Here is a 25,718-nt window from a genome sequence, read left to right as displayed (position 1 = left end):
TCGTACCTTATTAATCACTCTTTTAATATATATTTGCAAGTTCTAGCACGAAGAAGGAAGAATTTATGAAGAACATTCGCAATTTTTGTATTATAGCTCACATTGACCACGGAAAAAGTACCTTGGCAGATCGTCTGTTGGACGCCACAGGAACTGTTACCGACAGAGAAAAGCAAGCGCAGCTTTTGGACACAATGGATTTGGAGCGCGAACGTGGCATCACTATTAAGAGCCACGCCATACAAATGGAATATGTTTACAAGGGCGAAAATTATATCCTAAACCTAATTGACACTCCTGGCCACGTAGATTTTTCTTATGAAGTTTCCCGTTCCATCGCGGCTTGTGAAGGTGCGTTGCTAATCGTAGATGCTGCACAAAGTATTCAGGCGCAGACCATTTCCAACCTTTATTTGGCTTTGGAAAACGATCTGGAAATAATTCCAGTACTAAACAAAGTAGATCTTCCTTCAGCAAATGTTGAAGAAGTTACCGATGATATTGTGGATCTACTAGGCTGTAAAGCTGAAGAAGTAATTCCTGCAAGTGCCAAAACAGGTATTGGTATTGATGAAATATTGAGTGCTATTATTGAACGTATCCCTCCGCCCAAAGGCAATCCAGACGAATCGTTACAAGCTTTAATCTTTGATTCTGTTTACAACCCTTTCCGCGGAGTTGAAACTTATTTTAGGGTTCTTAATGGCGAAATACGAAAAGGACAGCAAATCCAATTTATGGCTACTGGTAAAAACTATTTCGCAGATGAAGTAGGAACTTTGAGGTTAAAACAATTTCCGAGAGAAGTTATAAAAACTGGTGATGTAGGGTATTTAATCACCGGAATAAAAGAAGCCAAAGAAGTAAAGGTAGGTGATACTATAACAGACGCAAAAAGCCCAACAGTCAATATGATTGAAGGTTTTGAAGACGTAAAACCAATGGTTTTTGCTGGAATTTATCCTGTTGATACCGAAGATTATGAAGAGCTGCGAAACTCGATGGAAAAACTTCAGTTAAATGATGCTTCTCTGGTTTTCACTCCAGAAAGTTCTATGGCACTGGGTTTTGGTTTCCGTTGTGGATTTTTGGGAATGCTTCACCTTGAAATTATTCAGGAAAGACTTGAGCGGGAATTTGATATGACGGTAATTACCACCGTTCCAAACGTTTCCTACCACGCTTTTTCCAATAAAGATCCAGAAGTGCCTATTTTGGTAAACAATCCATCAGATTTACCAGATCCTTCAAAATTAAACCGTGTTGAGGAGCCTTATATTAAAGCCACAATCATTACAAAGTCTGATTATGTTGGTTCCATTATGTCTCTTTGTATTGAAAAAAGAGGCGAAATTACCAATCAAACATATTTAACTACGGAAAGAGTTGAACTTACTTTCGATATGCCTTTGGCAGAAATTGTTTTCGACTTTTATGATAGATTGAAAACTGTTTCAAAAGGATATGCTTCCTTTGATTATTCACCCATCGGGATGCGACAGTCGCACCTTGTAAAAGTTGATATGCTTCTAAACGGAAATATCGTGGATGCGCTTTCTGCTTTGCTTCACCGAGATAATGCGTATGATATTGGTAAAAGAATCTGCGAAAAACTGCACAAGCTTATTCCCCGCCAACAATTTGATATTCCGATCCAAGCAGCAATAGGTGCCAAAATAATTGCGCGTGAAACCGTAAAAGCCTTAAGAAAAGACGTTACCGCAAAATGTTACGGAGGTGATATTTCACGTAAACGAAAACTTCTAGAAAAGCAGAAAAAAGGAAAGAAACGTATGCGCCAAGTAGGTAACGTGGAGATTCCGCAAGAAGCTTTTATGGCGGTGCTTAAGTTGAATGATTAGGCGGGATATTTACATTTTGCCAATTGTGTAGGCTAAGTTAAAATAAGGAATAATAAAGGATTCACTTACCAAATATTGTGTGTTTGATGTTGAATAAATACCCAACAATACTTCTACCCTATCTTTTTTATATCCTAAACCCAAATTGTATGGAGAAAAATTAAAATTACCCTGACTTGAGATTCCTATTACAAAATTTCCATTATCATCATATATGGCTTCGTTTGTAGTATAATTAGAGTTTCTATTGAACATAGATTTACCAACCCTAACAAACACTTCAGATTCTTTAAATATCTTAATATAATAATTTACATAGAAGTGAAAATCATAAAATAATTGATTTACCGAGGCTTCTCCTCCAAGATCATCTGGATCTCCATTAAATGTTTCTAAATAAAACAGTGTGTAGTGAAAAGAATGGTTGAAATTTAAACTCCAATTTTTTCCAGGAAAGAACTCAACACCGTAAAAAAAAGCTGCACCACTACTTTGACTGTCTATGTTCGTACGAAGCGTATTGTCTTTCGGTTTATTTCCATTATAAATAGGTGTAATTCTATAATCACTACCAACTTTAAAAAAAAGTTGTCCTCTTCTATTTTCTATACTGGTATTTTCTTGAGCATTAAAGCTAAATGAAATGAAAAATAAGAGAATTAGAATTACATGTTTATTCATAAAGATTATTTTTAAAAAACTATGAGGTATCTTATTATTCAAAAAAACTAATTGGTTTGATTAACATTCGTGAAAGCGTGGTATAAATTTTTAAAATTATCTAATTCCCACAACTAGCTCCAGCCGCTTCCAATCCAGAAACGTAAACATTATAAGGCGTTCCAGTGTTCTGACCACCAACAGAGGCATTACCATCACGTTCCTCACAAACTTGAAAGCTAGCGGTTTCTAGGGATGAACAAGTAGTGCAACTAATACCATCATCCTTTTTGCAGGAAATAATTGACAAGCCACAAACTAATGCAATTATGATTGAAATCTTCTTCATCAAAAAAGTTTTAATAAGAACGGATTTATACCAAAATTATTTTTGGGTTTTTCCTTCATTTTCGGTTCGGGTTGCGTTCACAACATCTTCAAAATCCATTGGTTTCCCCAGATAGACCAAACTGCTGCCTGTTTCTACTTCTATTTCTGCTGGTGCGGTAATAAGGTCTAAAAATCCGTCAGGACGTTTTAAGAATAGTGGTATGGCGTTTTCGTTTTCGCCAATAATATTCAGCACACGCAAAAACTGATTGTGGTTTCCAACGGGAATTTCTTGTATTGATGGGAAATCTTGTGCAACTTGAGTAAAACGTGTGTAATCGTGGGTGTATGAAAATAATTCTTTGGCTGAAAGGTTTTGGCGTTGTCGCATTTCTTCCGAAGTCATCAAACGGAACGTTCCATTTTCTCCAAAAATATTTCCAAAGCGGTTTATGGCTTGCTTGTTTATTTCGTCACTTCCAGTCATAGCTAAAAGGTAACCCACATCATTTAGTTCAATGTTGTCCGTTAGTTCGTCTGCATATATGTTTGCTGTAAAAGCTTCCAGACCCAATTCCTTGGCTCGATTAATGTTTAATTGGTTAGAATCTACTAAAACAACGTGACGATTATTTTTATGTAAATAAGTAGCAATCAATCGAGATACTTTTGATGCACCAACCATAATTATACCTTCAGATTTCTTCAGATAAACACCCAGCCAACCTGCCATAAGCCTTGCCGTTGTGGCATTTAAAATTACGGTAACCAAAACAACAGCAAAAACCAAAGGAGTAATATATTCCGCCCCAACAACTCCCTTTGAAACCAACTGAGTTCCAAAAAGTGAAGAAATACCAGCCGCAACTATCCCACGAGGTCCAACCCAACTGATAAAGAGTTTTTCATTTGTTTTGAGCGAAGAGCCTGTCGTGCTCGCAAAGACCGTTAATGGTCGGAGCACAAATATCACTATAGCTAACAAAATTGCAGTTTTCCAGTTATAAACCAGCAAAAGATCTTCTACACTTATGTTTGCCGCAAGTAATATAAAAAGTATGGAAACCAGCAAAACGCTGAGCGATTCCTTAAAATAAAGAAGCTCCTTAAGGCTTGGTAAATCACTATTTCCAAGAAACATACCCATAACAACTACTGCCAAAAGACCAGATTCGTGCGCAAAAAGATCACTAATTACAAAAACCGCCATTACCATAGAAAGTGAAACCACGTTTGATAAATAATGCGGCACAAGTTTCTTTTTTATAGAAAAATAAAGCGCATATCCTGCAGAAATACCGAAAGCCATTCCTATTAAAATAATTTTTCCAAAATCTAAAAGTGCCTGTTTTGTATAGCCTGAATCGCCTTCAACACTTATAAATTCATAAACAAGGACGGCTACAAGTGCGCCAATTGGGTCAATGAGAATTCCTTCCCAACGAAGGACCGCAGCAACATCTTTTTTAAGCGGAATATTTCGTAAAATAGGTGTAATTACAGTAGGCCCCGTAACAATTATTAATGCCGAAAAGAGAAAAGAGATACGCCAGCTAAGACCAAAAATATAATAGGCAGCGATACCTGCACCAATAAATGTAATGGCAGCACCAATACTTATTAGCTTCCCGATTACAGAACCAACTTTTGAAATTTCACCACGCTTTAGTGTTAGTCCTCCTTCAAAAAGGATAATTCCCACCGCCAACGATACAAAGTAGAAAAGGTTTTGACCTGGAAAAAGTCCCTTCTCACCATTCCAAATTGGCTGTAACCATTGGTTTCCATCTTCAGACATAAATGTGGAAAGCGGACCAACCAGAAGACCAATCAAAATTAAAGGGAGAATAGCAGGTATTTTAAACTTCCACGCGACCCATTGGGCCAAAATTCCTAAAATTATAATTCCTGCAAGTTCTACCATTCAATTGGGGTTTTGGCAAATTAAAGATTTTTCACTCCCACTAAATGAAAATGATTTGTTAAAAATAGCATAATTAATTTATACTTAAACGTTCCATCTGTAACGCTTTTGTTAATTTGCGGTTCATTTCTTCTGATTATGAATTTATTCCCTATTGAAGCTGGTAATTTTAAACTTGATGGCGGTGCTATGTTTGGCGTTGTGCCAAAACCTCTTTGGACCAGAACGAACCCCGCCGACGAAAATAATATGATAGACATTGCCGCGCGCTGTCTTCTTATTGAAAACGGCAACCGGCTTACCCTGATTGATACAGGAATGGGCGATAAACAAAACGACAAATTTTTCGGTTATTACTATCGTTGGGGCGATTATAACATCGATGATTCCTTAAAAAAACACGGTTTTCATCGCGATGCTATTACTGATGTTTTTATGACGCATCTTCACTTTGACCATTGTGGCGGAAGCGTTCAGTGGAATAAAGACCGAACTGGTTACGAGCCAGCTTTCAAAAACGCAACCTATTGGAGCAACAAAGATCACTGGCAATGGGCAACAGAATCAAATAGAAGAGAACAAGCTTCCTTTTTAAAAGAAAATATTCTTCCGATGCAGGAAAGCGGACAATTGAAATTTGTTGCGAAATCCAATTCAGATTTTTCAGAAGCCAATGAACTTGACTTCGGAATTCTTTTTGTGGACGGACATACAGATAAGCAAATGATTCCGCATATAAATTACAAAGGAAAAACACTGGTTTTTATGGCAGATTTGTTACCAACGGCGGGTCATTTACCACTTCCTTTTGTGATGGGTTATGATACTCGTCCTTTATTAACACTTCCCGAAAAGGAAAAATTTCTAAATAATGCTGCGGAAAACAATTTCTATCTTTTCCTTGAACACGATGCACACAACCCGATAATAACGGTTCAGAATACTGATAAAGGCGTTCGGCTTAACGAAACCTTATCACTCAACGAATTTTTTAATTAAAACTATATTTTTAAGATGAAACTTTTTAAGATCACACTTTTTGCAGTTGCAATATCAACTGTAATGGCAAGCTGCGGAAGTGGCGCTGCAATTGTAGCCACCCCAATTCAAAATATTGATTCCAACCCTTTAAAAATAGGTACGCTTGAAGGTGACCAACTGAAACATTGGCCAGCGATGGACTTGGTGAAGGATACCGTTCCTGGAATGAGCGTAGATAAGGCTTACAAAGAAATAATCAAAAACCGAAAAGGTGAAACCGTTATTGTAGGAGTAATCGATAGTGGCGTTGATATTGACCACGAAGATCTTAAAAACGTTATCTGGACCAATCCTGGCGAAATTGCTGGAAATGGAATAGATGACGATAAAAATGGTTTTATTGACGATATCCACGGTTGGAATTTCATTGGAAATATTACCGCCGAAAACATGGAGTATGTTCGCATTATCAGAAAATTAAAGCCTAAATACGAAGGAAAAAGCGAATCATCGATCAGTGCTGCCGATAGAAAAGAATTTGCTCTTTACGAAAAAGCAGTAGCAGAATACGAAAAGGAATCTTCAGAAACAGCATCAAACCAAGCTCGTTATGAAGGGATTCTTTCACAATTGAAGCCAACTCACCAAGCAATGGCTAAAAAACTGGGGAAAGAAGATTATACCATAGAAGATTTAGCTGCAATAAAAAACCCTTCATCTCAAGAAAAGCAGCAAATAGGGATGCTAAACCAAATGTTGAATTATGCTGATACAGTGCCAGATGTTATAAAAGATCTTGAAGGTGGATTAAAATACTTTAACGATAGGCTTAATGGTCACTTCAATATGACTACAGATTTCCGTGGCGTTTTAGGAGATAATCCAGAAGATATTACAGACAATATTTACGGAAATAATAATGTGGCTGGACCAGACCCAACTAGAGAAAACGTAAAACACGGAACTCATGTTTCGGGTATTATCGCCGCACAACGCAACAACAAAATTGGAATGGACGGTGTAGCAAACAACGTTAAGATTCTTGTAGTTCGCGCTGTACCAGACGGTGATGAGTATGATAAAGACGTAGCATTGGCTATTCGCTATGCCGTGGACAATGGTGCTAAAGTGCTTAACACTTCCTTCGGAAAATACTATTCACTTCATGCAGATTGGGTTTATGATGCGATTAAATATGCCGCTTCAAAAGATGTTTTGATTGTTAATGCTGCCGGAAACGACGGTCTGGATATGGATACCGTAAACATTTATCCAAACGATCAAGTTGATAATGGTTCAGAAATGTCTGATACGTTTTTAACCGTTGGAGCGCTTAACTATAAATACGGAAGTGAATTGGTTGCAAGCTTTTCAAATTACGGAAAAATAAATGTGGACGTTTTTGCGCCAGGAGTAAAAATCTGGTCAACAACCCCATTAAATACCTACGAATTTTTACAAGGAACCTCAATGGCAGCTCCAGAAGTTGCTGGTGTTGCTGCAATGATTCGTTCCTACTATCCAAACCTTTCCGCAAAACAAGTGAAGCAAATTATTATGGATAGCGGACTTTCAACAAACACTAAAGTTGTTCTTGGAGACGATCCTTCTAACACAGAATCATTCTCGAATATTTCAAAATCGGGAAAAATGGTAAATATGTATAACGCCCTAATTATGGCAGATAAAATGTCTAAATAATGAAGCATTTTTTAATAGGATTATTTTTAACCGTTTCTTTCTTTTCGGCTTTTGCGCAAAACAATACTAGTTATTGGCAGCAGGAAGTTGATTATAAAATAGACGTTCAGATGGACGTGAAAAAAAATCAATATAAAGGAACCCAGGAGCTTAAATACACAAACCATTCTCCAGATACTTTAAACAAAGTTTTCTATCATCTTTACTTCAACGCTTTTCAACCAGGAAGCGAAATGGACGTTCGTTCCAGAACCATCGCAGATCCTGATGGTCGAGTGATGGATAGGATTTCAAAATTATCTCCTTCGGAAATTGGATATATAAAACCAAGTCTATTCACACAAGATGGTGCAGCTGCGAAGTATGTAATTAAAGGAACCGTGATGGAAGTAATGCTAAACGAGCCAATTCTTCCGGGAGAAAGCACCAATTTTAATATGAACTGGGACGCACAAGTACCACTACAAATCCGTCGTTCGGGAAGAGACAATGCAGATGGCGTGGCTTATACAATGACGCAATGGTACCCAAAAATTGCCGAATATGATTTTGAAGGCTGGCACGCAGATCCTTACATTGGTCGCGAATTTTACAGCGTTTGGGGCGATTATGATGTTACAATAACGATTGATGCAGCTTTTACAATTGGCGGAAGCGGCTATCTTCAAAATCCGGCTTCTGTAGGTCACGGTTATACCGTTCCTGGCCAAAAACCAATGCATCCGGTTAATGGAAAATATACTTGGCACTTTCTAGCGCCAGATGTTCACGATTTTGCATGGGCTGCAGACGATGATTATATTCACGATACTTACCCAGGTCCTAATGGTGTAACGCTTCATTTCTTCTATAAAAACGATCCAGAAATAACTGAAAATTGGAAAAACCTACAGCCAAAAACTGCTGCGTTGATGGAATTTTTCAACGAAAATGTAGGCCAGTATCCTTACGAACAATATTCCGTAATTCAAGGTGGTGATGGCGGAATGGAATATGCTATGTGCACTATGATTACTGGTGATCGCAATTTTGGAAGTTTGGTTGGCGTAACAGCTCACGAACTTGCACATTCATGGTTCCAATTCGTTTTGGCGACTAATGAAAGCAAACATGAATGGATGGACGAAGGTTTTACTTCCTATATTTCTAACGAAGCGATGAATTATGTGATGGATGAGAAAAAACCAAATCCACATTCAGGTTCATACAGAAGCTACCTTTCTATGGCTAATAGTGGCAATGAACAACCACAGACTACCCACGCAGATCGTTATGCAACCAACAGAGCGTTTAGTGTAAATGCTTATAGTAAAGGCGATGTATTTTTAGCGCAGTTAGGTTACGTTGTTGGTCCAGAAAACCTTTCAAAAATATTGAAACGTTATTATTCAGATTTTAAGTTTAAACATCCAACGCCAAATGATTTTATTCGCACTGCGGAAAAGGTTTCGAGCTTTGAATTGGATTGGTATTTAACGGATTGGACACAAACCACAAATAAAATTGACTATTCAATTAAAACAGTTGAAAACGAAGGTAAAAACACAAAAATCACTTTAGAACGAATTGGCCTAATGCCAATGCCAATAGACCTTTACGTTACTTATGAAGATGGATCGCAGGAATTGTTCTACATTCCGCTACGAATGATGTGGGGCGAAAAACCAAATCCGTTTACAGAACTAAAACGAACTGTATTAGAAGATTGGCCGTGGGCATATCCAACATATTCTTTTGAAATAAAGAACGGTAAAAAAGTAAAAAATATGATGATAGACGCCACGCAGCGAATGGCAGATGTAAATATTGAAGATAATATTTGGGAGGCGAAATAATTTTTTCAAAAATCTTGAAATTGGCGCGCAAATTATCAAAATAGCGACGAATCATTAGAAAAGGTGCGCGATAAATCGCGCGCCTACATTTTTAATCCTTCTTCATTATTCCTGTCCCTGTTCCACATTTTAGGGTTATTGTGAATATAATCTTGAATTTTGATTAATGATCTTTGATTACGAATAATGTGGTCATAAAATCGTGGTTGCCAACCAAATTTAGAATCGACCTTTCTACTATCAAAGGTTGTTTTTCCTTTAAACCAACGAACCGCAGTTGAAACATTTTGATGCAACATAAGGTTTTTATTTCCCGTAATACCGCCTGTTTTTTGATAAATGACGGAATTCAAATCAACATCCGTAGCCGCGCGATTTATCGCGCGCCCTTCGTCACCAATAATTTTCACAGGAACAATACCATCAATTATCAAAATACAATGTAAATGATTTGGCATTATTACAAAATCGGCTGTTTCAATATTTGGAAATTGTTTTTCAATTTCCATCCAATTCATTTTAAAGATTTCACCAATTTCATTTAAAATCATCTTTTCATTTTCAATACTACCAAAGAAATGTTCTTTATCCTTCGTACAAATTGTCAAAAAATACAATCCCATACTCGAATAATCCCAATTTTTTAATCTGAATGAACCATCTTTGTGTTTCATACCAAATGTTTTATATTCTTAAATGTAAACCATTTTCTTAAATTTATCACTTGGATTGAAAATTGACGATTAATTGAAATGGCGCGTCATAAACCGAAATGATACGCGATGAATCGGAATGGCGCGCGATAAATCGCGCGCCTACAACATATATGAACCAAAAATTCCCAAAAACCCAAAAACTAAAAAGCTCCAAAACAATAGAAAATTTGTTTTTGGAAGCGAAAACGTATTCCAAATTTCCAATTAAAATCTTCTTTCTTCCGAAGGAAAACCTAGAAACAAACCTCGCTGCTTTCGCAGTTCCAAAGCGGAATTTCAAATCTGCCGTGGACCGAAATCGTATTAAACGTCAACTCCGTGAAGCATATAGACTCAACAAACATATATTAGAAGAAAATCACGGCAAGAAATTTGTAATGCTATTTCTCTATTTAGGAAAAGTAAAACCACAGTACGCCGAGTTAGAAAAAGCAATGGTAAAACTGCTTAAAAAATTATACGATGAAATGAGCCAAGACAAAAGTTGAATCTTTTAAAAATTTTCAGTGGCGAATTCCATCTTCCATTAACAAAAAATATTATTTAAGATGAAAATAGTTAGCGCCTTACTTTTAGTGTTCCTTATGGGATGTTCCAACGGAAGTTCCAACAAAAATTATGCAGCAGATTCTTCAATGGCAGGAATGGAAATTGCCGAAGAAGCTAAAATAAGCCAAATTGCTCCATCTTCTTCACCAGTAGAACAGGAACAAAAGATCATCAAAACCGCCCATTTGGCTTTTGAAACAAAAGACGTGGAAGCCACGCACAAAAAAATCCTTCAGCTTGCCTCCCAATACAAAGGTTTGGTGCAAAGCGACAATAGTGGAAAAGACTACAACCGAATTTTTAAAAATGTGACAGTTCGAATTCCTTCAGAAAACTTCCAACAGTTTGTTGATGGAATTTCAGAAGGCGTTGCTTATTTTGATCAAAAAGATATTTCAAGACAAGATGTTTCCGAAGAATTTGTAGATCTGGAAGCACGTTTAAAAGCAAAACGAGTTTTAGAAGAGCGTTATCTAGAATTGCTGAAAAAAGCAAACAATGTAAAAGAAATGCTGGAAATTGAACTGGAACTCTCAAACATTCGTGAAGAAATTGAAGCAAAACAAGGGCGTTTACAGTATTTGCAAAGTCAAGTTTCAATGAGCACGGTGAATGTTCAATTCTATAAAACTACTGCAGAAACAGGCATCACCCAATCTTACGGACAAAAAATGAAAAACGCATTTCAAGGTGGTTGGAACGGCATTTCGGTATTTTTCTTAGGGGTTTTATACCTTTGGCCTTTGTTCCTCGTTGCAATCATTATAATTGTTGTTATTCGTATATTTATGAAGAGCAGAAAGAAGAAGCATTAAAAAATTTCATAAAATGAAAAAAAGAATCCTAGTACCCATCATAGCCGTCGGTATATTTTTTACCACAGTAAGTTTCAAAAGTGATTTTTTCGAAATTGCGAAACAGATTGAAATCTTCACCACACTTTTCAAGGAATTGAATATGAATTATGTGGATGAAGTAACGCCGGCAACCCTTATGGATAAGGCCATAAAAGGAATGTTGGAAGATTTGGATCCATATACCGTTTATTGGAATGAGCAGCAAGTAGAAGACGCCCGTATTAACAATTCTGGTGTTTACACAGGAATTGGAGCTTCCGCCAGAACCGAAAAGGACAAAATAATTATCGTTGAACCCTACAAAGATTATCCAGCTGACAAAGCGGGTTTAAAAGCCGGTGACGAAATCGTAAAAATTGGAGACATCAATCTCGCCAATATGCAGGACGATGCGGGTGAATTGCTGAAGGGTGCTCCAGGATCAAAAGTAGAAGTAACTTTCAAAAGACAGGGAAAAACCGAAACCGCGACCATCACTCGTGGCGAGGTGGAGCTTAAAGCGGTTCCTTTTTATAAATTGATAAACAATGATGTTGGGTATATTGTTCTTTCGCAGTTCAACAGAAAAACTACTACTGAAACCAAAGCTGCTTTGGTTGATTTGAAATCCCAAGGCGCAACTAAAATCATTTTAGATTTACGCGGAAATCCAGGCGGACTCTTAAATGAAGCCATAAACATCGTGAATTTATTCGTGAATAAAGGCGAAGTAATCACAACCACAAAATCTGTAATTGAAAAATACAATCAAGTTTACAAAACTAAAAGCGAACCAGTTGATACTGAAATTCCATTGGTGGTTTTGGTGAACGGAAGAAGCGCCTCAGCTAGCGAAATTGTTTCTGGCGGACTTCAGGATTTGGACCGTGCTGTGATTGTTGGCGCGCGCAGTTTCGGAAAAGGACTCGTTCAGCGTCCTAAAAAATTGACTTATGGAACTCAATTGAAAGTAACAATTTCCCGCTATTACACCCCAAGTGGTCGTTGCATACAAGCGTTAGATTACTGGCACCGCGATGAAAATGGAGATGCAGTTCGGAAAGATGCCAAAGAATACAACGCTTTTAAAACCAAAGGAGGAAGAACGGTTTATGATGGTGGCGGAATTTTGCCAGATGTACAGTTAGAATCTGGCGTTTACAGCCCGATTACAACTGCTTTGCTAAAAGACAACGCCATTTTTGACTATGCCACAAAATATTATTACAGCCATCAATTAACTGATTGGAAAAGCTTCAAATTCGGGGAAGCAGATTTTCAGGATTTTCTGAAATTCTTAAAAGACAACAACTTTGAATACGAAACCGAAACCGAAAAGAAGTTTGCAGAAGGTTTAAAAACGGCTGAAGATGATGATTTAAATAAAGAGATTTCTGCAAGCTACGCACAGTTAATGAAATCAATTGACGGCGCAAAAGACAAAGCCATCTTCGATAAAAAAGTAGAAATAGAATCTTTGTTGATGGATGAAATTTTGAAGCGTTATTTTTATCGCGAAGGTTTGTACAATTACCAAATTGAGCATAATCCAGAGATTTTAGAAGCGGTTGCGGTTTTGAATGATGCTGGACGGTATAGGAAGATTTTGAAATAAGCTGATATGAAGTTTTTATTAATTCCAATAGCTACAATCCTATTATCGCTCAATTCCTGTATCTCAAAAACCAACAGGAGTACTGTTCAAAGTATTCTTCAAAGCAAAATAGAAACTATTATTTCAGCTAAAAAAGGAACTATTGGGGTTTCCATTATTGGTCCTAAAACCTCGGATAATGTATCAATTAATGGAGAAGAAATGTTTCCAATGTTGAGCACATTTAAATTTCCCATAGCATTAATGGTTTTGCATAAAGTGGAAGTTCGAGAACTTTCAATGCAGCAACAGGTATTCATAAAAAAAGAAGAATTGTTGCAAAACACTTGGAGCCCGTTTAGAGAAAAATATCCTGAGGGTAACATTTCCATTTCGTTAGAAGAAGGCATCAATTGGATGGTTAATTATAGCGACAATAATATTACTGATATTTTACTGCGATTGATAGGAGGAACTGATCAAGTAGAAAAATTCTTAAACAACAAAATTTTCATCATCAAAAATAATGAAGATGATATGCACAAAGATTGGGAGTCACAATTCATCAACAAAGCAACACCAAGCGCTTTTACTGAACTTTTGAAAAACTTTTCGGAAGAGAAAATTCTGAACAAAGAAAACACAGCATGGCTGTATCAAGCTATGGTAGGCAGTAGAACAGGCGTAAACCGACTAAAAGGAAAACTCCCTAATGTAGAAATTGCCCAAAGAGCAGGAACATCTTTTACGAATGACGAAGGAATTACTGGAGCAATAAACAATGTTGGTATTATAGAACTGCCCAACAAGCACAAAATTTTTATTGCAGTTTTCATTCATAACACTTCGGAAGAATTCGAAAAAGCAGAAGAAATTATTGCAGATATAGCAAAAGCTACTTATGATTATTATATAGAAAAATAATAATTAGAAAAACCCATCCCTATAGTCTAAGCCTTAACATAACCTTAACCGTCTGTCCTTCAATATTATCGTATCTTAGCAATCATGATACAAATAGACAGAGACGAAAACAAAGAGATTCTAAAAGAATCTGTGGCCTATTTAGAGAACAGGGGTTTTGAACACATCCAGGCCGATGTGGAAGGTTATGAAACTCCTAAATCCTATCATAAAAAAGATAGTGATGTAGTGATTACGCCAGACATAGTAGCAGATCGCGCTGGAATTAAGCATTATTTTGAAATCAGTTTAAAATCTGAAAAGCCAAGACAACTTAAATCTAAATGGCAGTTTCTAGATACGTTAACGCGTATGCGAAATCAACGTTTCAAAATCATAACACGTCGTGGCCATTATAAGTTTACGGACGAAATGCTGAAGGATCTTAATTTGGAGAAAAATCTAATTAAGCTATAATCTATCTAAACATTCAATAATTCTTTCATTCTATTTTTCACCCTAGCCCTAAGGGAAATAGAATGAAAGAATTATTATATTAAGCTCTAACCATCGCAATGTGTGGAATACCATCTTCTAGATAGCGATCGCCTTTGGTTTTAAATCCGTGGCTTTCGTAAAATATAACTAAATATGTTTGAGCCGATATCTTTATTTTATCGGCTTTATATTTTGTTTTAATCGCTTTTATGGACGCTTTGGTTATTTCGTGGCCATAACCTAATTTTCTGTAGTTTTCGCGTACTAAAACTCTGCCTATGGAAGCTTCATCAAAATAATCTCCAGCTTGAAAACAGCGAGCGTAGGCAACCAATTTTCCATCTTCCATGCCCAAAACATGAATGGCGCGTTCATCTTTTCCATCAACATCTTGATAGATGCAGTCTTGCTCTACTACAAAAACTTCACTGCGTAATTGCAAAAGCTCATAAAGTTGTTTATTACTTAATTCTTCAAAATTCTTTACTTCAATTTCCATAGTCTTTTTAATAAAATCAATCTTGAACAATAATATCTTTTGGATCGTCTTTTTGGTGTTCGGGCTGAATGGTTACGTGGTTAATTCCGAAGTCTTGATAAAGCAATTCTTCAACTTTAGTTAGCACAGCATCAAATTCTGAAAGGGTAACGTCTTCGTGAAAATCTAAATGCGCTTCCAAATGTGTTTCTTGTTCATTAAGCTGCCAAATATGAATATGGTGCATATTCTTTATCTCAGGAATTTTACAAACGGCGTCATTTACTACTTCCAAATTTAATTCATCTGGCGTAAAAAGCATTAATACTTTAAAGGAGGTTTTCAACAAATAATAACCCATAACCAATAAATAAAGCGCTATCAAAACTGTCAAAAAACTGTCAACCCAAAACCATTCGTAATATTTCATCAATAAACCACCTATCAAAACAGCAACCGATGCTGCCATATCTGTGAACAAATGCAGATATGCAGAGCGCATATTCATATTGCTTTTAGATTCTTTATGAAGCAATAAAACACTGAAACCATTAAAAACGATTCCGAAAATGGCAAGCCAAATTACCAAGCCACTTTCAATAAAATGAGGATTGAAAAAACGAGTTGTAGCTTCGTAAATAAGATAAACAGCAACAATAATTAAAGTAACAGAATTGACGAAAGCAGCGATTATTTCAGCTCGTTTGTAACCAAAAGTTTTGGAAACGGAAGCATCCTTTTTTGAAAATCTATCTGCAATGTAACTAACAATTAAAGAAAGAACATCGCTAAAATTATGAAGCGCATCCGAAAGTAAGGAAAGGCTCCCCGAAATTAATCCACCAATAACTTGTGCAACGGTTATCGCTATATTCAAAACAATAGAAAGCAACAGCTTTTTACCCTTCAAATCGGGATGGGCATGATTGTGTGAATGATTATCGGAATGTGAGTGATTGTGAGGCATTGTTAAACTATGAACAAGCTATTTTTTCTACTCGGTTTTGGTGACGGCCACCTTCAAATTTAGTGTTTAAAAAAGTTTTTACCATTTCAACAGCTTGTGGTTTACTGGTAAAACGTGCTGGAATGCTTAAAACATTTGCATCGTTATGTTGACGCGCAAGCTCCGTAATCTCTTTGGTCCAGCAAAGTGCAGAACGTACCTTTTGGTGTTTGTTGGCGGTCATATTTGCACCGTTTCCACTTCCGCAGATTATAATTCCAAGATCAACCTTTCCACTTTCAATATCGTTTGCAACAGGATGTACAAAATCTGGATAATCCACACTTGATTCACTATCTGTTCCGTGATTAGTAACTATATGACCTTCTTTTTCAAGAAAAGAAACTATTTCAAATTTGTATTCAGTGCCTGCGTGATCGTTACCTATAGAGATTTTCATAACTTTATTTTTTTTCAAAGATAATAATTAAAGCAGCAGAAATTTTCTTACTTTAAATAAAATAGCCCAACCCTAAAGGGAGCTATCCTGAAGTAACTGTAGGATTTCGAAAATTATTATAGGTTAAGATTCTCCCCTTTAGGGGTCGGGGGTATAACCGTAACGATTTCTTAACTTTAAATTGATATTACAGTTAACAACCTTGTTGATATTTGTTAGCAGAAATGACACAACTAAAATTGCAGATGTAAATATTATTTACAATAGGTTTTAAAAATGCGGCCCACCAAAAATTTAAGTCATTTTTTACCTGTTACTTGTTAGCATCATTTTGACGCTTTCAAACAAAAATTCAGTAAAAAGTTGTTAGTTATAAGTTGTGAATATAGGTTGTTCACAGCTGTTCATTACTTATGCTATTTCATTATTATCAAGCATATTGAATCTTAAATATATGTTAACAACCTATTATTAAAATGCAACAAATTGATTTCAAAACAATACTTCAAAAAGTTATTGTACATATTAACACCCTATAATCATCACCATTTTTCTTTTAAAATTTATTAAAAAAACAAATGATGTATTAATATATGTTGATAACTCAAAAAAGTGACTTAAGACGAAAAGACTTAAGACGTAGGACTAATTCTTTAGTCTTATGTCCTATATCAATAAGTCGTACGACTTTTTTTAAACAATTTTTAAATTTGAAGGATTATTCAGATTTTTGATAATTTCTTCAGCTTCTTCAATGTCGTCAATATGAACTTGAAGTCTAATCCCACCAATAGCGTTGGAATAGAAAGGAAAAACACTAATCATGGTTTCATTCTGAAAGAAATAACGAATTTCCTCTTGATCAAACAAAAGCCGAAGCACCGCATATTCTGCAGGATAAGAAAATATAGCAATGGTTTTAAAGTTCTTCATATAATTTAAAATTCTAATATGTTATTTGGTTTATAAGTTTGTGTGAAGTAACTCTCAAATAACTAATAACTTAATAACCCAATAACTCACACTAAGGTACTAAATCTTTGCTAATGTAAACACGTCATTCTTTGAGAAGTAGTACATTTACGCCAATTACAAAATTAACTATGCCAAAAAATAAAAGAAAAAAGAAAAACAATAAAATTGAAAATCTTTCCCAAACAATTCTGAATATTCTTCGGAAAGATCATTCACAAGCTTTCAACTACAAACAAATTGCCGCAAAACTCCAACTGGACGATCCCAGCAGCAGAAATCAAATAGTAAAAAAACTTAAAGATTTACAAGGAAAAGGAACCATTCAAGAAATTGAACGCGGTAAATATATACTTACTCCTTCACAAAACTATTATACCGGAAAGGTAGATATAGCAGGCCGCGGCCAAGGTTATATTATTGTTGAGGATTTAGAAGAAGATATTTATGTAAAAAACAACAATCTAAACAAAGCGCTAAATGGCGATATTGTTGAAGTTTATGTTTTTAAACGCAAAAAAGGTGGAAAAACTGAAGGTGAAGTAACCAAAATAATAGAACGAAAAAGAACCGAGTTTGTTGGTACAATACAAGTGCAGGATAACTTTGCTTTTGTAGATGTTACAGATTATAAAATGTACACAGATATTTTTGTTCCGAAGAATAAAATAAACGGAGCAAAAAATGGTGAAATAGTTTTAGTTGCAATGGAAGATTGGCCTGAAAAGGCAGATTCTCCTTTCGGAAGTGTTATTAAAGTTCTCGGAATGCCGGGCGAACACAATACAGAAATCCACGCTATTCTTGCACAATACGGTCTTCCGTATGAATTTCCACCAGAAGTTGAGGCCTACGCTAATAAAATTGATACTTCCATAAAAGCTTCAGAAATTAAAAAGCGTCGCGATATGCGTAAATCTTTAACATTTACGATAGATCCAAAAGATGCAAAAGATTTTGATGATGCGCTTTCTTTCGAAAAATTAGACAATGGAAACTATGAAATTGGAATTCATATTGCAGACGTTTCGCATTATGTAACACCAGGAAATGAGTTGGATGATGAAGCTTACGAACGTGCAACTTCAGTTTATTTGGTAGATAGAGTTGTACCGATGCTGCCTGAAATTCTCTCAAACAATGCGTGTTCCCTTCGTCCAAACGAAGAAAAATATACTTTTTCCGCAGTTTTTGAGATGAATCAAAAAGCAGAAGTCGTAAAACAATGGTTTGGAAAAACGGTAACGTATAGTGATGCTCGTTTCGCGTATGAAGAAGCGCAGCACGTAATTGAAAATCCAAAAGAAGAAACACATATAATTCCTTCAAATATTTCAATAACAGATAAGCAATATACTGTTAAACCAGAAATAGCCGAAGCCATTCTTGAAATGGATCGTTTGGCAAAAACTTTACGTACAAAACGTATGCGTGCCGGTGCTATTTCTTTTGATAAGGTTGAAGTAAAATTCATCCTTGATGAACAAAGTAATCCCGAGGGCGTTTACTTTAAAGAAAGTAAAGACGCCAACAAGATGATTGAGGAATTTATGCTTTTAGCTAACCGAAGTGTAGCCGAATTCATAGGAAAACAACAACCAAAAAAGACTTTTGTATATCGAGTTCACGACGAACCAGATGACGAAAAAATTGCGGCTTTAGAAAATATAATTAAACGTTTTGGTTATAAATTAAACACAAAAGATCGCCATACAACAGCAACTTCAATGAACAAACTTTTAAAGGATGTTCAAGGTAAAAAAGAACAAAATCTAATTGATACTCTTACCATCCGAAGTATGAGTAAGGCAATGTACACCACGCATAACATTGGTCATTACGGTTTGGCGTTTGATTATTATACACATTTCACCTCGCCAATTCGTCGTTATCCTGATGTAATGGTGCATAGATTGTTGCAACATTATTTAGAAAACGGAAAATCTGCAAAAGAAGAAGAATACGAAGAAAAATGTGGGCATAGCAGTGATATGGAAAGCCTTGCAACAAATGCAGAGCGCGATAGCATCAAGTATATGCAGGTAAAATATATGCAGGATCATAAAGACGAAGAATTTTTAGGAGTAATTTCAGGCGTTACAGAATGGGGCGTTTATATAGAAATTATAGCAAATAAATGTGAAGGAATGGTCCGTTTGCAAGATATGAGTGACGATCGTTACGAATTTGATAGAGAAGAATTTGCAGTAATCGGTCAACGAACTAATAAAGTTTATCAGCTTGGCGATGAAGTTTATGTAAAAGTGAAAAATGCAGATTTAGTAAAGAAACATTTAGATTTCACGATGTTGGGACATGAAAAGGATTATAAAAACTAAAAATTTTTACAGATGAAAAAATTCTTATTAATAGCAATATTTTGTATTTCCGCCATTTCGTTTTCGCAACAAACTACAGATGTTGGCGATTTCAGCGAACTTAAGGTTTACGATCTTATAACAGTAAAACTTGTTCCAGCAGACGAAAATAGTATTGTAGTAGCTGGAGAAAATACCGGATTTGTAAAATCAATTAATGACAATGGTGTTTTAAAAATACGAATGGAACTAGAAGAACGCTTTGATGGTGATGCAACAACGGTAACGCTATTTTTCAAAAATATTTCTATTATCGATGCTAATGAAGGTGCTATGATATACTCAGATACCGCGATAGAATCATCCTCGCTTGAACTTAAAACCCAAGAAGGTGGCAAAATTGATATAAAAGTTGCTTCCGAAAATTTAAGTATTAAATCAGTTTCGGGAGGCGTAATTGAAGTCAAAGGAATTACTAAAAAACAAGATATAAACATTAATTCTGGCGGTGTTTATGAAGCTGAAGAACTTATTTCAGATGAAACTTACGTCAATGTTACTGCAGGTGGTTCCGCTACAATTTATGCCAAAGAAAAAGTAGATGCGAAAGTTACAGCTGGAGGACACATTACTGTTTTTGGAAATCCAAAGGATATAAAGAAAAAGCGATTTGCTGGCGGAAAGATTGAAATAGTGAATAGTAAAAATTAAAATTTTACCGTAATTGAGTAAAAGTAATTTGTACTTTTACCTATGTATGTTAGATGGTTTCTTCATTGCGGCTTTTTACGGATTTATGATGGCTTTTGCCATTGGCCCGGTTTTCTTTACTTTAATTGAAACCAGCATAACTAAAGGAGTTCGCGCTGGAATTGCCTTTGATGGTGGCGCAGTCTTCGCTGATATTATTTTTATAATTATTGCTTATTTCAGTACTACTAAATTATTGGAACGTGTTAAAAACGATCCAGCTCTTTTAATCTTCGGTGGGGCATTATTAGTGGCCTATGGGGTTATTGCATACATAAGAACCAATAAATCCTTATATAAAATTGTAAGGGAACACCATGCTATTGAAGTGAAGAAAAACTTTGGTAGCTTATTTCTAAAGGGTTTCTTTTTAAACTTCGTTAATTTTGGGGTGCTAGCGGGCTGGATTGGAATGCTAATTTTGGCAAATGCTCACGCTACTTCCGAAGAAAATGTTTTTTGGTTTATCTGTGTAGTTTTAATTGTCTTTATTGGTACAGATGTGACTAAAATTGTTTTGGCAAAAAAGTTGAAAAGTAAAATGACTCCCAGATTTACAGTGAAAGCGAAGAAATGGGTAAGCCTATTAATAGTAGTCTTTGGCGTTTTATTACTTTTTCAAGGTATATTCCCAAAAGAAATGAAACGTGGATTGGAAAATATACCTGGGCAACAGCATCCTTTAGAAAAACCAATTCCTCCAGTTGAAGAACCACTCTAAGTAGTTATTTTTGAAATATCAATTTTGATATTCAAATTTCTTGCCTCCATCTTGTACTTCTATTTTAACAACGCTATCCATGGGAATTTGTCTATCTAATACTTTTGCAAAACGTGATCTTCCTCCTTTTAGCGTATCATTTTCCAAAATAACTGTGTCAAAATAAAAATTATATTTTTTACCACTAACGTCTGTAACCCTCATTTCTATTGATGGAGAATTATCTAAATAAGTTCTCTTTCCATCTTTATCGGTTACTATTATCCGCTTTAAATTGTTTGAATTATATTTAATATCAGAATAAAAAAGAGGATTGCTAATTTGTACCTCTCTTATACTTTCTGAAGTTTCACCGATCATTTGTTCACGAAAACTTTCCACAGGGATGGTATAGGTATTACAGGAGATAATCAATAGTAACGTTCCAAATACTAACAAACTGTTTTTTAATCTTTTCATATTTTGAAATATATAATAATTAAAAAACCTCCAACTTTACGTTGAAGGTTTATAGAGGTATCGAGCGGATTCGAACCGCTGTAGCAGCTTTTGCAGAGCTGAGCCTAGCCACTCGGCCACGATACCCTATTAAGGATTGCAAATGTAAAAAAATTAAACTTATAATTCCTACTTAAAAAACAAATTACCTTTTCAGCTTTATCGTTACGCTTACTTCAGCTACATCTCCACCAATTGGCGGATTTCTCTTAGCAACAGTAACCTTTACTTTAGTAACCATTTCCAATTTCTGCAGAACAGCTTCCATTATGCGTTTGGCTACGTGTTCCAAGAGTTTTGCGCGAACTGCCATTTCTTCTCGAACAATCTGCTGAATCATTACATAATCAACAGTATCTTCAAGTTCATCAGTATTAGAAGCTTTCTTTAAATCTGCTTTCACCGAAAGATTTACTAAATAGTCAGAACCTATTTTTCCTTCTTCAGTTAAGCAGCCGTGAAAGGCATAAATTTTTATATTTTTTAAACGAATTGTTCCCATGAAATTTCTTTAGGTCACAGATTTATCTGCACATCTTTTTATTTCGTTAAACTCTTTTTCCTTATTTTCTTTTTCTTGTTCAATGTCAAAATCAACTTGTATTCCGAGCCAAAATTTTGCAGAATTACCAAAATATTTACTAAGCCGTAGCGCTGTATCAGCGGTAATTCTACGATTTCCTTTTATTATTTCTGAAATTCTAGTTTGAGGGATATTCAAATCTTTTGAAAGCCTGTATGCTGAAATCTCAAGAGGCTCAAGAAACTCTAAATTCAATATTTCTCCTGGATGGATGTTTCCTAATTTCTCCATTTTTACTTTTTTAATGATAATCAATTATTTCTACTTGGCTTGCATTTCCATTTTCCCAAATAAAAACGATGCGCCATTTTTTGTTTATTCTAATACTGTAAAAATCATTTAGTTTTCCAATAAGTTTTTCAAGTCTGTTTGATGGTGGAATTCTTAAATCATTAATATTTTGAGAGTTGTTTAGCATTCTCAATTTTCTCCGACCTGTATTTTGAATTTCAATAGGGATTTTTTTAACACGATTTCCGTTCCAAATCTGCTTTGTTTCTTTTGAACCAAAGGATAATATCATATCTTTTACGTTACTAACGCCAAAGGTAGGTAAAATATTCAGTTTTAACCGTTTCTTTATAAGATGTTGCCTGACTTCTTTTTCAGTTAATTAGTTACCTTTGTCCCTCTTAAAAAATTAGAAATGTCAAACGAAACCGCGCCGCTTAATTTTATTGAGCATATTATTGAAGAAGATCTTACAAAAGGGTATAAAAGGGAAGAATTATGCTTCCGTTTTCCACCCGAACCTAACGGCTATCTTCATTTAGGCCATGCCTCTTCAATTTGTCTTAATTTTGGTTTGGGAGAAAGATATAATGCGCCAGTAAACCTTCGTTTTGATGATACTAATCCAGCAAAAGAAGAACAGGAATTCGTAGATGCCATAAAGCGTGATATTACTTGGTTGGGTTATGAATGGGCCGAGGAACGTTATGCTTCAGATTATTTTCAAGAGTTGTATGATTGGGCTGTTCAAATGGTGAAGGATGACAAAGCATATGTAGATTCTCAAACTTCAGAAGCCATTGCAGAACAAAAAGGAACGCCAAATACTCCAGGAAAACCGAGTCCTTTCAGAAATCGTTCGGTTGAAGAAAATTTGGATTTGTTGGAAAAGATGAAAAACGGTGAAACCAAAGAAGGTGAACACGTACTTCGTGCGAAAATAAATATGGAGGCGCCAAACATGTTGATGCGCGATCCAGTAATGTATAGAACCATTAACAAACATCATCACCGCACAGGAACGGATTGGAAAATCTTCCCAATGTACGATTGGACCCACGGCGAAAGCGATTATATTGAACAAGTATCACATTCCTTCTGTACGCTGGAATTCCTGCCACATAGAGAGCTTTACGATTGGTTTTTGGACCAAGTGTACGATTCTAAAAAATTACGTCCTAAACAGCGTGAATTCGCTCGCAGAAATTTAAGCCATACCATTGTTAGCAAACGAAAACTTGCACAATTGGTAAGTAGTGGCGTTGTTACAGGTTGGGACGATCCACGAATGCCTACAATTTCTGGTTTACGAAGAAGAGGTTACACCCCAAATTCCATCAAGAATTTTGCGGATAGCATTGGCGTGGGGAAACGTGAAAACTTGATAGATGTTTCGCATTTGGAATTTAATGTTCGCGAAGACCTTAATAAAAAAGCCCCGCGAATTATGGTGGTTTTGGATCCTGTAAAGTTGATAATAGACAATTATCCCGAAGGAAAAACCGAATTACTAGAGGCAGAGAACAATCAAGAAGACGAAAGCGCAGGAAATAGGGAAGTACCTTTTTCAAGAGAGTTGTTGATTGAACGAGACGATTTCTTAGAAGAAGCAAACCGCAAATTTTTTAGACTAACTCTTGGAAAAGAGGTTCGTTTAAAAAATGCATATATCATTAAAGGCGAAAGCGTGGTAAAAGATTCCGAAGGAAATATCACAGAAATTCATTGTACCTACGATCCAGACAGTAAAAGTGGAAGTGGTTCTGAAGCATCACTTCGAAAAGTAAAAGGAACGCTACATTGGGTTTCCGCAGCACATGCCTTGCCTGTTGAGGTTCGATTATACGACCGTCTTTTCACCGAAGCTTCCCCAGACACAAATAAGGAAAAAGATTTTATGGAATTCATAAATCCGGATTCGTTACAGGTGATTACTGGTTATGCAGAACCAAGTGTAAAGGATTCAAAAGCGGAAGATAATTTCCAGTTTCAACGTTTGGGCTATTTTGTGGTTGATAAGGATACTACTTCAGAAAAAATCGTTTTTAATCGTACAGTTCCGTTGCGTGATTCTTGGACTAAATTGGCGGAGTAATTAACAGTTTAAATAAATAATAGGTCATTTTTTAAGAGAAATTGGCTAAAATTTATACTTTTTGTGAGAAATTTATAAATTGCAAATTAACTATTAACCGGTTATTAACAACAAGCCGTTAACCGTTGTTTATCTTTGATATTATTAACAAATTAAACTTAAATAAAATGGCATCAAATACAGGTCAAACACTTATCGCATTATTAACAGGAGCCGCAATTGGAGCGGGATTGGGAATACTTTATGCGCCAGAAAAAGGTTCAAAAACTAGAGAGAAACTTAGCAAAGAAGCTAAAAAAGCTCAGAAAAAATTGAACAAACAAATTCAAGAAACAAGTCACACACTTAGTGAAAAAGCACAACAAGCCCGTTATAGTTTTGAGCAAAAACTAAATGACACCTTGTCCTCTGCAAGTTATAAAGCAGACGATATTTTACTTGCTATGGAAGATAAATTGGAAGCACTAAGAAGACAAAACGCAAAACTTCAAATGGATTCCACAGTGGATAAAGTTAAGGATGCTGTGAAAAAAGTAACAGTATAATATGGCGTTTAAAGATCTAACAGATAGCCTGCATAGGGTAACAGATAGAATAGAAGATTACGGTTTAAGCATGGCGGAGTATTATAAACTCCGATTGTTTAAATCCGCTATGAAGGGTTCCGTATCTTTGGTAAACCTTCTAGTTTTCGGCAGTCTTTCTCTGTTTGTAATGTTATTTCTTTCCGTGGGTGCGGCCTTTTGGTTAGGTACGTTTTTTGAAGAGGCTTACATCGGTTTTCTTCTTATTGGTGGTTTCTATGGAATTCTTTTAATTTTCATGTTTATCTTCGGAAGAAAAATTATTGAACGAAACATGCTTCATAAATTTTCGCGATTGCTTTATGATGAAAGTGATTTAGAACCTAAAAAGTTAGCTGAAGAAGAGATAACCGAATACCAACAAACATTGGCGGAAGAGGCTATTAGAAAAGAAAAGATTTCAAACTAACATTTATGAAGAGATACACTACTTTTGAAGAAATAGATCGGGATTTAAAGTACCTACGGTTAAAATCGCAGATAGATCTTGAGGAAGTTAAGCTTGGAGTTAATACTGGGAAAGAAGTTATTAGTCAAACTTTTTCTCCTATCAATCTAATCGCAAGTACTGTTGGCTCAATTGTTAAAAAAGCCTTCGTTTTGAAGGTTGTAGATAAACTTATCGGTATTAAATCCGTTAAGAAAAAAGAGTATGAAGACGATTAGCATCTCTAAAGATTGCTAAACTTCAAT

General features: G+C 35.7%; 28 protein-coding genes and 1 tRNA gene. 16 read left to right on the top strand and 13 right to left on the bottom strand.

Annotated elements, in window-relative coordinates:
* The first annotated feature begins 65 nt into the window (after window positions 1-65).
* Window positions 66-1,862: a translation elongation factor 4 gene (gene lepA / locus AEQSU_RS06220; RefSeq protein ID WP_014782008.1), complete on the top strand. Its 1,797-nt coding sequence runs from the start codon at window positions 66-68 to the stop codon at window positions 1,860-1,862.
* Between the two features lie 9 nt (window positions 1,863-1,871).
* Here lepA and AEQSU_RS06215 read toward each other — a convergent pair whose 3' ends face one another.
* The 3 genes from AEQSU_RS06215 to AEQSU_RS06205 form a co-directional block, all read right to left on the bottom strand.
* Window positions 1,872-2,543, bottom strand: coding sequence for a hypothetical protein (locus AEQSU_RS06215; RefSeq protein ID WP_014782007.1), 672 nt, complete (start codon window positions 2,541-2,543; stop codon window positions 1,872-1,874).
* 100 nt (window positions 2,544-2,643) lie between these two features.
* Window positions 2,644-2,871, bottom strand: coding sequence for a hypothetical protein (locus AEQSU_RS06210; RefSeq protein ID WP_014782006.1), 228 nt, complete (start codon window positions 2,869-2,871; stop codon window positions 2,644-2,646).
* A 36-nt stretch (window positions 2,872-2,907) separates the two neighbouring features.
* Window positions 2,908-4,776 carry a cation:proton antiporter gene (locus AEQSU_RS06205; RefSeq protein WP_014782005.1) on the bottom strand — a complete coding sequence of 623 codons (1,869 nt, stop codon included), beginning with the start codon at window positions 4,774-4,776 and terminating at the stop codon, window positions 2,908-2,910.
* Between the two features lie 138 nt (window positions 4,777-4,914).
* On the opposite strand from AEQSU_RS06205, the gene AEQSU_RS06200 reads away from it, so the two are divergent.
* The 3 genes from AEQSU_RS06200 to AEQSU_RS06190 are packed head-to-tail and all read left to right on the top strand — an operon-like array spanning window position 4,915 to window position 9,293.
* The gene (locus tag AEQSU_RS06200) at window positions 4,915-5,775 is read left to right on the top strand and encodes an MBL fold metallo-hydrolase (protein WP_014782004.1); all 861 of its coding nucleotides are present in this window, start codon (window positions 4,915-4,917) and stop codon (window positions 5,773-5,775) included.
* Between the two features lie 15 nt (window positions 5,776-5,790).
* Entirely contained in the window at window positions 5,791-7,458 is a 1,668-nt protein-coding gene (locus AEQSU_RS06195) for a S8 family peptidase (RefSeq protein WP_014782003.1), read from the top strand.
* Complete coding sequence (locus tag AEQSU_RS06190; protein ID WP_014782002.1) at window positions 7,458-9,293, top strand: M1 family metallopeptidase; 1,836 nt, start codon at window positions 7,458-7,460, stop codon at window positions 9,291-9,293. The genes AEQSU_RS06195 and AEQSU_RS06190 overlap by 1 nt, the downstream gene beginning before the upstream one ends.
* 83 nt (window positions 9,294-9,376) lie before the next feature.
* Here AEQSU_RS06190 and AEQSU_RS06185 read toward each other — a convergent pair whose 3' ends face one another.
* Window positions 9,377-9,967, bottom strand: a complete 591-nt coding sequence (locus AEQSU_RS06185; protein WP_014782001.1) for a transposase — start codon at window positions 9,965-9,967, stop codon at window positions 9,377-9,379.
* 98 nt (window positions 9,968-10,065) lie between these two features.
* Between AEQSU_RS06185 and rnpA the strand changes: the two genes are divergently transcribed.
* From rnpA to AEQSU_RS06160, 5 genes are all read left to right on the top strand, one after another.
* Entirely contained in the window at window positions 10,066-10,497 is a 432-nt protein-coding gene (rnpA, locus tag AEQSU_RS06180) for a ribonuclease P protein component (RefSeq protein ID WP_014782000.1), read from the top strand.
* 60 nt (window positions 10,498-10,557) lie between these two features.
* Window positions 10,558-11,373, top strand: coding sequence for a DUF4349 domain-containing protein (locus tag AEQSU_RS06175; RefSeq protein ID WP_014781999.1), 816 nt, complete (start codon window positions 10,558-10,560; stop codon window positions 11,371-11,373).
* 13 nt (window positions 11,374-11,386) lie between these two features.
* A complete protein-coding gene (locus tag AEQSU_RS06170) occupies window positions 11,387-13,009 on the top strand; it encodes a S41 family peptidase (RefSeq protein ID WP_014781998.1) in 1,623 nt (540 codons plus the stop codon).
* Between the two features lie 6 nt (window positions 13,010-13,015).
* Window positions 13,016-13,912 (top strand): class A beta-lactamase, encoded by an 897-nt coding sequence (bla, locus tag AEQSU_RS06165; protein WP_014781997.1) that lies wholly within the window; start codon window positions 13,016-13,018, stop codon window positions 13,910-13,912.
* A gap of 84 nt (window positions 13,913-13,996) precedes the next feature.
* Window positions 13,997-14,368, top strand: a complete 372-nt coding sequence (locus tag AEQSU_RS06160) for a hypothetical protein (RefSeq protein ID WP_014781996.1) — start codon at window positions 13,997-13,999, stop codon at window positions 14,366-14,368.
* Between the two features lie 79 nt (window positions 14,369-14,447).
* Here AEQSU_RS06160 and AEQSU_RS06155 read toward each other — a convergent pair whose 3' ends face one another.
* The 4 genes from AEQSU_RS06155 to AEQSU_RS06140 form a co-directional block, all read right to left on the bottom strand.
* Window positions 14,448-14,888 (bottom strand): GNAT family N-acetyltransferase, encoded by a 441-nt coding sequence (locus AEQSU_RS06155; protein WP_014781995.1) that lies wholly within the window; start codon window positions 14,886-14,888, stop codon window positions 14,448-14,450.
* Between the two features lie 16 nt (window positions 14,889-14,904).
* Window positions 14,905-15,834: a cation diffusion facilitator family transporter gene (locus AEQSU_RS06150; RefSeq protein ID WP_014781994.1), complete on the bottom strand. Its 930-nt coding sequence runs from the start codon at window positions 15,832-15,834 to the stop codon at window positions 14,905-14,907.
* 7 nt (window positions 15,835-15,841) lie between these two features.
* Window positions 15,842-16,273 (bottom strand): ribose 5-phosphate isomerase B, encoded by a 432-nt coding sequence (rpiB, locus tag AEQSU_RS06145; RefSeq protein ID WP_014781993.1) that lies wholly within the window; start codon window positions 16,271-16,273, stop codon window positions 15,842-15,844.
* A gap of 693 nt (window positions 16,274-16,966) precedes the next feature.
* On the bottom strand, window positions 16,967-17,206 hold the full coding sequence (locus AEQSU_RS06140) for a DUF2007 domain-containing protein (protein WP_014781992.1): 240 nt from the start codon (window positions 17,204-17,206) through the stop codon (window positions 16,967-16,969).
* Between the two features lie 170 nt (window positions 17,207-17,376).
* Between AEQSU_RS06140 and rnr the strand changes: the two genes are divergently transcribed.
* The 3 genes from rnr to AEQSU_RS06125 are packed head-to-tail and all read left to right on the top strand — an operon-like array spanning window position 17,377 to window position 21,034.
* On the top strand, window positions 17,377-19,584 hold the full coding sequence (gene rnr / locus AEQSU_RS06135; protein ID WP_014781991.1) for a ribonuclease R: 2,208 nt from the start codon (window positions 17,377-17,379) through the stop codon (window positions 19,582-19,584).
* A 12-nt stretch (window positions 19,585-19,596) separates the two neighbouring features.
* Complete coding sequence (locus AEQSU_RS06130; protein WP_014781990.1) at window positions 19,597-20,274, top strand: head GIN domain-containing protein; 678 nt, start codon at window positions 19,597-19,599, stop codon at window positions 20,272-20,274.
* Window positions 20,275-20,302: 28 nt separating this feature from the next.
* Window positions 20,303-21,034, top strand: a complete 732-nt coding sequence (locus tag AEQSU_RS06125) for a LysE family translocator (RefSeq protein WP_245529124.1) — start codon at window positions 20,303-20,305, stop codon at window positions 21,032-21,034.
* Window positions 21,035-21,052: 18 nt separating this feature from the next.
* On the opposite strand, the gene AEQSU_RS06120 is transcribed toward AEQSU_RS06125, so the two are convergent.
* The 5 genes from AEQSU_RS06120 to AEQSU_RS06100 form a co-directional block, all read right to left on the bottom strand.
* On the bottom strand, window positions 21,053-21,493 hold the full coding sequence (locus AEQSU_RS06120) for a hypothetical protein (RefSeq protein ID WP_042491705.1): 441 nt from the start codon (window positions 21,491-21,493) through the stop codon (window positions 21,053-21,055).
* Between the two features lie 55 nt (window positions 21,494-21,548).
* Window positions 21,549-21,619, bottom strand: a tRNA-Cys gene (locus tag AEQSU_RS06115).
* Between the two features lie 58 nt (window positions 21,620-21,677).
* Window positions 21,678-22,034, bottom strand: coding sequence for a dihydroneopterin aldolase (gene folB / locus AEQSU_RS06110; protein WP_014781987.1), 357 nt, complete (start codon window positions 22,032-22,034; stop codon window positions 21,678-21,680).
* Window positions 22,035-22,043: 9 nt separating this feature from the next.
* Window positions 22,044-22,346, bottom strand: a complete 303-nt coding sequence (locus AEQSU_RS06105) for a HigA family addiction module antitoxin (RefSeq protein WP_014781986.1) — start codon at window positions 22,344-22,346, stop codon at window positions 22,044-22,046.
* 10 nt (window positions 22,347-22,356) lie between these two features.
* Window positions 22,357-22,638 (bottom strand): type II toxin-antitoxin system RelE/ParE family toxin, encoded by a 282-nt coding sequence (locus AEQSU_RS06100; protein ID WP_014781985.1) that lies wholly within the window; start codon window positions 22,636-22,638, stop codon window positions 22,357-22,359.
* Window positions 22,639-22,761: 123 nt separating this feature from the next.
* On the opposite strand from AEQSU_RS06100, the gene AEQSU_RS06095 reads away from it, so the two are divergent.
* The 4 genes from AEQSU_RS06095 (at window position 22,762) to AEQSU_RS06080 (ending at window position 25,691) form a co-directional block, all read left to right on the top strand.
* The gene (locus tag AEQSU_RS06095) at window positions 22,762-24,441 is read left to right on the top strand and encodes a glutamine--tRNA ligase/YqeY domain fusion protein (RefSeq protein ID WP_014781984.1); all 1,680 of its coding nucleotides are present in this window, start codon (window positions 22,762-22,764) and stop codon (window positions 24,439-24,441) included.
* Window positions 24,442-24,608: 167 nt separating this feature from the next.
* A complete protein-coding gene (locus AEQSU_RS06090) occupies window positions 24,609-24,986 on the top strand; it encodes a YtxH domain-containing protein (RefSeq protein WP_014781983.1) in 378 nt (125 codons plus the stop codon).
* A 1-nt stretch (window position 24,987) separates the two neighbouring features.
* Entirely contained in the window at window positions 24,988-25,434 is a 447-nt protein-coding gene (locus tag AEQSU_RS06085) for a hypothetical protein (RefSeq protein WP_014781982.1), read from the top strand.
* A 5-nt stretch (window positions 25,435-25,439) separates the two neighbouring features.
* On the top strand, window positions 25,440-25,691 hold the full coding sequence (locus tag AEQSU_RS06080; RefSeq protein ID WP_014781981.1) for a hypothetical protein: 252 nt from the start codon (window positions 25,440-25,442) through the stop codon (window positions 25,689-25,691).
* Window positions 25,692-25,718 lie beyond the last annotated feature (27 nt).

It is taken from the genome of Aequorivita sublithincola DSM 14238, from assembly GCF_000265385.1.
In the GTDB taxonomy this organism is placed as follows: domain Bacteria; phylum Bacteroidota; class Bacteroidia; order Flavobacteriales; family Flavobacteriaceae; genus Aequorivita; species Aequorivita sublithincola.
Note: the sequence above shows the minus strand (reverse complement) of the source record. Positions and strands in the feature narration are given on the sequence as shown.

Bases quoted from the DNA above. Each gene is read 5' to 3' on its own strand.
- lepA (WP_014782008.1), top strand. From the start codon at position 66: ATGAAGAACATTCGCAATTTTTGTATTATAGCTCACATTGACCACGGA.
- AEQSU_RS06215 (WP_014782007.1), bottom strand. From the start codon at position 2,543: ATGAATAAACATGTAATTCTAATTCTCTTATTTTTCATTTCATTTAGC.
- AEQSU_RS06210 (WP_014782006.1), bottom strand. From the start codon at position 2,871: ATGAAGAAGATTTCAATCATAATTGCATTAGTTTGTGGCTTGTCAATT.
- AEQSU_RS06205 (WP_014782005.1), bottom strand. From the start codon at position 4,776: ATGGTAGAACTTGCAGGAATTATAATTTTAGGAATTTTGGCCCAATGG.
- AEQSU_RS06200 (WP_014782004.1), top strand. From the start codon at position 4,915: ATGAATTTATTCCCTATTGAAGCTGGTAATTTTAAACTTGATGGCGGT.
- AEQSU_RS06195 (WP_014782003.1), top strand. From the start codon at position 5,791: ATGAAACTTTTTAAGATCACACTTTTTGCAGTTGCAATATCAACTGTA.
- AEQSU_RS06190 (WP_014782002.1), top strand. From the start codon at position 7,458: ATGAAGCATTTTTTAATAGGATTATTTTTAACCGTTTCTTTCTTTTCG.
- AEQSU_RS06185 (WP_014782001.1), bottom strand. From the start codon at position 9,967: ATGAAACACAAAGATGGTTCATTCAGATTAAAAAATTGGGATTATTCG.
- rnpA (WP_014782000.1), top strand. From the start codon at position 10,066: ATGATACGCGATGAATCGGAATGGCGCGCGATAAATCGCGCGCCTACA.
- AEQSU_RS06175 (WP_014781999.1), top strand. From the start codon at position 10,558: ATGAAAATAGTTAGCGCCTTACTTTTAGTGTTCCTTATGGGATGTTCC.
- AEQSU_RS06170 (WP_014781998.1), top strand. From the start codon at position 11,387: ATGAAAAAAAGAATCCTAGTACCCATCATAGCCGTCGGTATATTTTTT.
- bla (WP_014781997.1), top strand. From the start codon at position 13,016: ATGAAGTTTTTATTAATTCCAATAGCTACAATCCTATTATCGCTCAAT.
- AEQSU_RS06160 (WP_014781996.1), top strand. From the start codon at position 13,997: ATGATACAAATAGACAGAGACGAAAACAAAGAGATTCTAAAAGAATCT.
- AEQSU_RS06155 (WP_014781995.1), bottom strand. From the start codon at position 14,888: ATGGAAATTGAAGTAAAGAATTTTGAAGAATTAAGTAATAAACAACTT.
- AEQSU_RS06150 (WP_014781994.1), bottom strand. From the start codon at position 15,834: ATGCCTCACAATCACTCACATTCCGATAATCATTCACACAATCATGCC.
- rpiB (WP_014781993.1), bottom strand. From the start codon at position 16,273: ATGAAAATCTCTATAGGTAACGATCACGCAGGCACTGAATACAAATTT.
- AEQSU_RS06140 (WP_014781992.1), bottom strand. From the start codon at position 17,206: ATGAAGAACTTTAAAACCATTGCTATATTTTCTTATCCTGCAGAATAT.
- rnr (WP_014781991.1), top strand. From the start codon at position 17,377: ATGCCAAAAAATAAAAGAAAAAAGAAAAACAATAAAATTGAAAATCTT.
- AEQSU_RS06130 (WP_014781990.1), top strand. From the start codon at position 19,597: ATGAAAAAATTCTTATTAATAGCAATATTTTGTATTTCCGCCATTTCG.
- AEQSU_RS06120 (WP_042491705.1), bottom strand. From the start codon at position 21,493: ATGAAAAGATTAAAAAACAGTTTGTTAGTATTTGGAACGTTACTATTG.
- folB (WP_014781987.1), bottom strand. From the start codon at position 22,034: ATGGGAACAATTCGTTTAAAAAATATAAAAATTTATGCCTTTCACGGC.
- AEQSU_RS06105 (WP_014781986.1), bottom strand. From the start codon at position 22,346: ATGGAGAAATTAGGAAACATCCATCCAGGAGAAATATTGAATTTAGAG.
- AEQSU_RS06100 (WP_014781985.1), bottom strand. From the start codon at position 22,638: ATGATATTATCCTTTGGTTCAAAAGAAACAAAGCAGATTTGGAACGGA.
- AEQSU_RS06095 (WP_014781984.1), top strand. From the start codon at position 22,762: ATGTCAAACGAAACCGCGCCGCTTAATTTTATTGAGCATATTATTGAA.
- AEQSU_RS06090 (WP_014781983.1), top strand. From the start codon at position 24,609: ATGGCATCAAATACAGGTCAAACACTTATCGCATTATTAACAGGAGCC.
- AEQSU_RS06085 (WP_014781982.1), top strand. From the start codon at position 24,988: ATGGCGTTTAAAGATCTAACAGATAGCCTGCATAGGGTAACAGATAGA.
- AEQSU_RS06080 (WP_014781981.1), top strand. From the start codon at position 25,440: ATGAAGAGATACACTACTTTTGAAGAAATAGATCGGGATTTAAAGTAC.